The 6,754-nt window shown below is 68.6% G+C and carries 7 protein-coding genes; 3 read left to right on the forward strand and 4 right to left on the reverse strand.

The features are described 5' to 3' along the window. Nucleotides 1–14 precede the first annotated feature (14 nt). Complete coding sequence (locus tag K8638_RS37865) at nucleotides 15–980, reverse strand: RluA family pseudouridine synthase (RefSeq protein ID WP_223759598.1); 966 nt, start codon at nucleotides 978–980, stop codon at nucleotides 15–17. Nucleotides 981–1,024: 44 nt separating this feature from the next. Between K8638_RS37865 and K8638_RS37870 the strand changes: the two genes are divergently transcribed. Next, a complete protein-coding gene (locus K8638_RS37870) occupies nucleotides 1,025–2,491 on the forward strand; it encodes a pentapeptide repeat-containing protein (RefSeq protein WP_223759599.1) in 1,467 nt (488 codons plus the stop codon). 82 nt (nucleotides 2,492–2,573) lie between these two features. Here K8638_RS37870 and K8638_RS37875 read toward each other — a convergent pair whose 3' ends face one another. From K8638_RS37875 to K8638_RS37885, 3 genes are all read right to left on the reverse strand, one after another. Further along, nucleotides 2,574–3,122 (reverse strand): hypothetical protein, encoded by a 549-nt coding sequence (locus K8638_RS37875; protein ID WP_223759600.1) that lies wholly within the window; start codon nucleotides 3,120–3,122, stop codon nucleotides 2,574–2,576. Nucleotides 3,123–3,272: 150 nt separating this feature from the next. Beyond that, a complete protein-coding gene (locus tag K8638_RS37880; RefSeq protein ID WP_223759601.1) occupies nucleotides 3,273–3,815 on the reverse strand; it encodes a hypothetical protein in 543 nt (180 codons plus the stop codon). A gap of 137 nt (nucleotides 3,816–3,952) precedes the next feature. Beyond that, the gene (locus tag K8638_RS37885) at nucleotides 3,953–5,602 is read right to left on the reverse strand and encodes a hypothetical protein (RefSeq protein ID WP_223759602.1); all 1,650 of its coding nucleotides are present in this window, start codon (nucleotides 5,600–5,602) and stop codon (nucleotides 3,953–3,955) included. A 153-nt stretch (nucleotides 5,603–5,755) separates the two neighbouring features. Between K8638_RS37885 and K8638_RS37890 the strand changes: the two genes are divergently transcribed. Then, on the forward strand, nucleotides 5,756–6,316 hold the full coding sequence (locus tag K8638_RS37890; RefSeq protein ID WP_223759603.1) for a type IIL restriction-modification enzyme MmeI: 561 nt from the start codon (nucleotides 5,756–5,758) through the stop codon (nucleotides 6,314–6,316). 31 nt (nucleotides 6,317–6,347) lie between these two features. Next, nucleotides 6,348–6,650: a hypothetical protein gene (locus K8638_RS37895; RefSeq protein ID WP_223759604.1), complete on the forward strand. Its 303-nt coding sequence runs from the start codon at nucleotides 6,348–6,350 to the stop codon at nucleotides 6,648–6,650. The last annotated feature ends 104 nt before the right edge of the window (nucleotides 6,651–6,754 follow it).

The raw sequence follows: 6,754 nt of genomic DNA on the forward strand, positions 1-6,754 counted from the left end.
GAACCTTGCGGGCTTCAGGGCACCAGTGCGGCCCGCTTGAGCACGTCCCTCAGCTCCGGTGGGAGGGGGGCCTCCACGGCCACCCTCCCACCGCCTTCGGGATGCGGGAATTCAATGCGCTCGGCGTGCAGGAACAGCCGTTTGAGCCCCCAGCGCGCCCGCACGTCGCGGTTGAAGGCGAAATCTCCGTACTTCTTGTCCCCCGCGACCGGATGTCCGATGGCGGCCAGATGCCTTCTTATCTGATGGGTGCGCCCCGTCTCGATGGAGCAGGACAGGAGCGCTGCGTCGCCCGATTGCTTGACGACCTTCCACCGGGTGAGCGCCTCCTGCATGTTCACCCCACGACGGGCCTTGGACTCAGCCGTCTGCTGGTGCTCCGACAGGGGCAGGTCGATGACGCCCGAGTCCCTGGGCATCTTCCCCTTCACCAGGGTGAGGTAGCGCTTCTTCGAGTGGCCGTGGGTGAAGACCTCGGTGAAGTGCACCATCGCCGGGCGGCGCTTGGCCACCAGGATGACGCCGGACGTCTCCCTGTCCAACCGGTGGGCGGGCGAGGCGGCGAAGTCGTTGCGGACGGCCTTGGGGCCGAGGTAGGCGCGCACATAGTCCACCAGCGTGCCGCCGGTGATGCCGCTGCCGGTATGGACGGCCATGCCGCTGGGCTTGTCCACGGCCATGAGCCAGTCGTCCTCCCTCAAGATGACCAGCCGGCTGGGGTCCACCGGCGGGGGCGGCGGCGTGGGACGGTCCGATTTCGGACGGTCGTCGGCCGTGAGCTGCTGCTCGTCGCCGCGGATGGTGAGCACGTCTCCCTCGGCTAGCAACTGCTCAGGCTGGGCTCGCTTCCCGTTCACCCGCACCTTCTTGGTGCGAATCATCTTGAAGAGGTGGCTCACCGGGACGTTGGGGAGCCTCTTGCGCAGGTGCTTGTCCAGCCGCATCCCGGCGGTGTCGGCTTCGATTCGGTACTCGATCATTTGTGCTGGCGCGCGGACCAGACCATACGAATAATCCCGGGTCCATGGCGAAAGCCCCAAGTATCGAGAAGCTTCTTCAGAGTGGCTCGGCGGAATGGAACCGCCTGCGCAAGTCCGGCCAGGTTCCGTCCGACCATACCGGCGCCACCTTCAGTCAACTGTTCTCCGCCAACACGGACCTTTCGGGGCTCGGCCTCGTCGGCTCCGAGTGGGAGCGGTGCGACCTCTCCAAGGTCAACTTCCGGGACGCGGACCTGTCCAACGCCTACTTCCACGGTGGGCGGCTCCAGGACTGCGACTTCCGGGGGGCGAACCTGGAGGGCGCCACGTTCGAAAAATTGAAGCTCCTGCGCTGCGACTTCACGGGCGCCAAGGGGCTCGACGACATGGAGCTGGACGACGTGGACATGGACCGCGTCGTCGGTCTGGACGGGGAGGAGGCCCCGCCCCCGCCCCCGCCCCCGGCCCAGGGCATCACCGCGTTCACCCGGGAGCAGCGGGAGAAGGCGCTCGGCGTGCAGGCCGCCGCCGTCATGCAGGGCGAGCCCGCGGGCGACGAGCTGCCGCCCTTCCGGCCCCAGGACCCGCCGGGCTCGCTCTTCTTCCGCGGGCTGAAGCGGCTGGCGGTGCCCCCCCTGTGGGTGCTGGACGTGCCGGGCCTGCGGCCGTTGCTGCCCCAGCGGCTGCCGCCGGGCAGCTCGCTGGAGACGCTCTACCGCGAGGCGGTGAAGACGCGGCTGGAGAACAAGAAGCCCTTGGCGGACCCGGCGGTGGTGGAGCGGGCGCAGAAGGCGCTGCGCATGGGCGCGAAGGACGCGGCCGTTGCGGCCATGTACCTGCGCGAGGTGGGCGTGCTGCCGCTGGCGCGCTTCTCCGCGGCGCAGGTGCTGAAGGGCGCGCTGCGGGAAGAGGTGGAGGTGGATGACCTGACGGGCTCCATCGACCCTCGCACCACGGGGGCGCTGCTGGAGCTGCGGCTGACGCACGAGGTGGTGGAGCACCTGCAAGAGGCGCGGCGCCGGCTGGCGGCCACGCAGCTCTACACGTCGCTCCTGGAGGCGGGCTTCAACCCGGAGAACAACTGGGAGGAGGCGCTGGAGTCGAGCGACCAGGCGATGGAGCTGGCGCAGCTCGCCACGGGCGAGGACCGCAACGCCCTCTTCGAGGGCTTCCAGGTGTTCGCGGCGCTGCCGGAAGAGGCGCGGCTGCGGAGGCTGGCGTACCTGGCCGAGTCGGTGTCCAACCTGGAGCTGGTGAGCCGGCTGCCGGAGGGCATGGAGCCGGCGTGGCTGAATGGCCCGGAGACGCGCGAGTGCCATGACCGGGAGATGACGTACGTCCAGGCGCTGAAGGCGCAGGACATCCCGCTGAAGGTGGCGGCGCTGGCGAAGGCGGAGCTGGGCGTGCCCGAGGGCGAGGTGCCCGAGGAGAGCGACGACGACCTCTTCGTCCACGTGCGCTGCGACGTGTGTGGCAAGGAGAAGCTCATCGTCCAGTCGCCGGACGTGTGACGGACGGCGAATAGGACGAGGCCCGCGGGGCCGCGAGGCTCGGGAGATTCCCGGGCCTGGCGGCCCCGTGGTGTTTCCGGGGTCAGGCGAGGAGGTCGTGGGCGGCGAGGACCTGGGCGACCCAGGCCCGGCCTTCCAGTCCGGGGAGGAACGGGTCGAAGTGCCCCTCCCGGATGAGCTGGACGAGCCTGGCGTCGCGGGCCAGGAGGTGGGGCACCTTCCAGGGGAAGTTGAGGGCCGCTGCGCCCTGGTCCTTGAAATCCTCGTGGGCGACCAGTTCCTCCAGGTAGCGCGAGTAGGTGTCGAAGAAGCGGTCTACACTCGACGCGAGCGGCAACAGGGAGGGCCCGTCGAGCCTGTACGTATCCACCTGCACGACGGGTTGGCGTCCATGCGCGTCCGTCAGGCCCGGAACCGTGGCGAAGTAATACGCCAGGGACGCCACTCCCCCGAATATCAGGAGAGGCACGCCTACGCGGTCCTGCCATTCCTCACGCCACCACTGGGCCTTCTCCTCCAGTTGTTCCTCCTCGTCGTTGACGCGCAGGAGGTAGATGTCGCTCGCGAAGCTCGCGCCGCCACACCGCGAGTAGAACGCCGCCAGTTCCGGGTCCAGGGGAAAGCCGCCCACGAGCCTTCCGGTCGCGGGGGGAGCCCGTCCGGGAGGATTGGTGCGCAAGCCGAGCCCAGTCCTCTCGCAGGCGGCCAGCAGCCGACGCAGGCCTGGAAGCGTCGTGTCCTCCATCGTCCGGACCTCCCTACCCCGGTAACTTTCAGCGACTCAGAAGTGGTCATGGTGGGCCTTGATGACCCTACCGGCCCAGTCCCTCCCCTCCTGTCCGGGGAGCCACCGGTCGAAATGCCCCTCCTTGATGAGCCGGACCAGGTGCTCGTCGCGGGCCAGCAGGTGGGGCGTGCGCCAGGGGAAGGTCAGGGCCGCCGCCCCCTCCTCCTTGAAGTCCTCGTGCGCGACCAACTCCTCCAGGTAGCGAGAGTAGGTGTCGAAGAGACGGTCCACGGTGGAGGCGACGGGCAAGGCATATCCCTGCTCGTAGGCATTGACCCAGACCACCGGCTGGTGCCCCTGTTCATCCGCCAGGGCGGGAACCGTGGCGTAGAAGTGGGCCAGACCCGGCGCCCCCCCGAAGACGAGGAAGGATGAGAACAAGTTCTCCTGCCACCCCTCGTGAACGGCTGCGTTCCTGGTCTGCAGCTCGTTGACGTCATCGTCCACCTGGAACAGGCCAAGTCCATCGATGTCCGCCGCGAACATCGCGCTTCCCAGGCGGGCGTAGATGGCGACGAGCAATGGGTCCAACGGCATGCCGTCCACCCGGGTGAACGACAGGGAGGACTGTTTCCCGGGTGGTGTCGTGACGATCCGAGCCCCGAGCTTCGTGCAGACAGCCAATAGTCGAGCAAGGCCGGGTAGCACCTCATTGTCCATGGCGTCAGCTCCCACTATTCAAGGCCCGGGAAGAGCCTCTTCAGGGCTTCGAGTGCGGCCTGCTCTGCCTCATCGGGCGTCTTCATCGTCGGCACACCCCCTGCGCGGTGGTACCAGGGCCCGAACTGGTCATCAATCACGCCAGCGGCCCTCCGCACGTCATCCGCCGAGGGCGCTGGCCGAGCCCTGCTGAACTTGTCCCAGAGCATGTTGATGCGACTGTGGATGGGATACTCCACCATCGCCAGGTTGCTCGCGGCATTGATGTCCTCGGCAGGCAGGAGGTGGGCATATTGGAGGGGACGTCGATGATGAACCGGCCACTGTGCGGGGAGCGAGTCCATGACCGGCGCGAGGCGGGGATGAAGTGCCTTGTAATATCTGCGCGCTTTCGCCCTGATGATGTCCTTCTCGTCCGGGGTCAGCGGCGAGGCAGCGAGTTGCTCGATACGTGCCATCAACGCGCGTAGTTCCTGCCGCTCCCCTGCGCTCAGGGCCTTCTCCCCTTCGAGCTGTACCTTCGCCCACAGCCGCTCGAAGGCCCGCCTCTCACCGCCCGACAGCCGCGCCAGCATCGTACGCAGCCAGCCGGCCGCGGCTTCCTTGCCCCTGCGCAGCGCCTTCAGGACGATGCCGCCACCTCGCACCGCCCAGAAGCCCGCGCTCTTGGCGAGGACGCCTCCCACGTACCACAGCGCCAGTTCCTCCACGCCCCGCCGCGCCAGCCACGAAAACCCCTCGTGCACGCCCTCTCGCCAGCGCCGCAGGATGTCCTCGTGCAGCGCCCGGTACTCAGCGACGGCGTCATCGTCGAGCCCGGCCGGGGGTGAGGCCCGCACCACCCGCGCGCCCTCCACCCAACCTCCCGCTCGCGCCTCGCCCTCGCGGTGCACCAGCACCCATTCCACCCGCACCGCGCGCGGCCCCAGCCCCTCCATGAAGGGCAGCAGCACCTTCACTCCCGCGCCGCGAACCGCCTCGGACACTGGCCGGGCCCCACCGCCGACTCCCCGGTGCGTTACCTGGAAGCTCCTCAGCTCCCAGCCCTCCACACGCCCGTCCTCCAGGCGGGCCTCCGCCACGACCCGGGCAGCACCTCCGGCGGGGACCTCCACCGCGCGCAGCAGCCTGCCCAGCTCCTCCGTCGAGGACTCGATGGCCGGCGTCGGTGTGCCCTCCCAGCGCACGGGCAACGACTTCGCTTCCGGGGGACGCCGGGCGTGAGCGCCTGACTCGTAGTCCACTGCCCAGCGCGACTCCTGCCGCCGCAGCACCAGCCGCACCTCTCCGGTGCGCCGCATGGCGTACGTCTCGAAGACCGTCCGCAACGAGGAGAGGGTCGCGTCCACATCGACCGGCCGCCCAATGGGGCCTCCGCGACCGGAGGACTCATACGCCACCAGCGTCAGCGCACCCCGCTCTGCCCAGAACGTGAAGGCGAGGCGCGCCCCCACCTCGTGCACACCAGCGGCCACGGCCTGGACCTGGGATACCTCTCGCGACGCCTCGGCGCTCGTGGCCTGCTCCAGCGCGGCCTCGTCCATGCCGGCGGGCAGGCCGTTCCCCACCCACACCGTGCCGCCCGAGCCGTCGTGCGTCGTCGCACAGCCGGTCCACACCAGGGAGAGGGCGAGGAGGGCCGCTACAGCGAGGATGCGCGTCATGCCGTCCGTGCCTTTCCAGTCCCAGCAAAGCTCATGGGGTTGCTGCGGTGAGTTCCCGGAGCCCCCTCCCAGAAAGGCTCCTCTGTGTTCCCCGATGTCACCTACCACGCATAGTCTGCGGCCGGACCAATCATCCGGGGAGCGAGGGAGTCGATGCCCCAGCGAGAGGTGAGGTCGGAGGGGCAGTCGGGAATGGGGCCGCGCGCGCTCAGTCCTTCGGAGTTCGCAGCCAAATGGAGCGGCAGCACGCGAAACGAGCGCGCCGCGACCCAGGAGCACTACATCGACCTGTGCCGGATGCTCGGTGTGGACACGCCGAACGAGGCCGACCCTCACGGCGAGTGGTACGCCTTCGAGAAGGGAGCGGAGAAACAGGACGGCTCGGACGGCTTCGCCGACGTCTGGAAGCGCGGCCACTTCGCCTGGGAGTACAAGGGCAAGCACAAGAACCTGGAGAAGGCCTACCAGCAGCTCCTCCAGTACCGGGAGTCCCTGGAGAACCCTCCCCTCCTGGTGGTGTGTGACCTGGAGAACCTCGAGGTCCACACCAACTTCACCGGCACGAAGAAGGTGGTCCACCGCTTCACCCTGGAGGACCTCCGCAACGACCCGACCGAGCCCCTGCGCGTGCTGAGGGCACTCATGCGTGAGCCGGATGCACTCCGGCCACCCGCCGGCTGGATTCCACCCGCCGGGTGGAAGCCCGGCTCGTAGTTCAGCAATTCAATTTCAACCAAAGGAGGGGATGATGATCTCCGCACCGAAGCAGAACCTGGCAGTTATCGTCGGAGCATACTGGTTGGTGTTCACGCTGCAGGGCTGTCAGCCGCCCGACGGGCACGGCGAGGTCGGGTGGCCGGGCGAGCACACCCCCCGCGTCGGGGAGCCGTGCGCCGAGCCCGGGGAGCTGCGGTGCTCCGCCCCTCCCAAGGACTCCCGCGCGGTGCTCCGGTGCGACGGCGGCGAGTGGTCCCCGCTCCGCGAGTGCGCGGGGGAGGCGTCATGCAACTGGGCGGGCCCGAGGGAGGCGTACTGCGCGGGCCCGTGATCTGCAGTCCAACAATCCAACTTCACCCTAAACAGCTTCGGGAAATTAGCTAAAGGTGAAGGCCGGCATGCTCAAAGGACGAGCGAAGTTGATTCGTTCGGTGC

Origin of the sequence: Myxococcus sp. RHSTA-1-4, from assembly GCF_020037125.1 — a bacterium.
Taxonomy (GTDB): Bacteria; Myxococcota; Myxococcia; order Myxococcales; family Myxococcaceae; genus Myxococcus.

Coding starts and splice junctions, on each gene's coding strand:
- K8638_RS37880 (WP_223759601.1), bottom strand. CDS start 3,815: ATGCCGTTGGACCCATTGCTCGTCGCCATCTACGCCCGCCTGGGAAGC.
- K8638_RS37865 (WP_223759598.1), bottom strand. CDS start 980: ATGATCGAGTACCGAATCGAAGCCGACACCGCCGGGATGCGGCTGGAC.
- K8638_RS37870 (WP_223759599.1), top strand. CDS start 1,025: ATGGCGAAAGCCCCAAGTATCGAGAAGCTTCTTCAGAGTGGCTCGGCG.
- K8638_RS37885 (WP_223759602.1), bottom strand. CDS start 5,602: ATGACGCGCATCCTCGCTGTAGCGGCCCTCCTCGCCCTCTCCCTGGTG.
- K8638_RS37895 (WP_223759604.1), top strand. CDS start 6,348: ATGATGATCTCCGCACCGAAGCAGAACCTGGCAGTTATCGTCGGAGCA.
- K8638_RS37890 (WP_223759603.1), top strand. CDS start 5,756: ATGCCCCAGCGAGAGGTGAGGTCGGAGGGGCAGTCGGGAATGGGGCCG.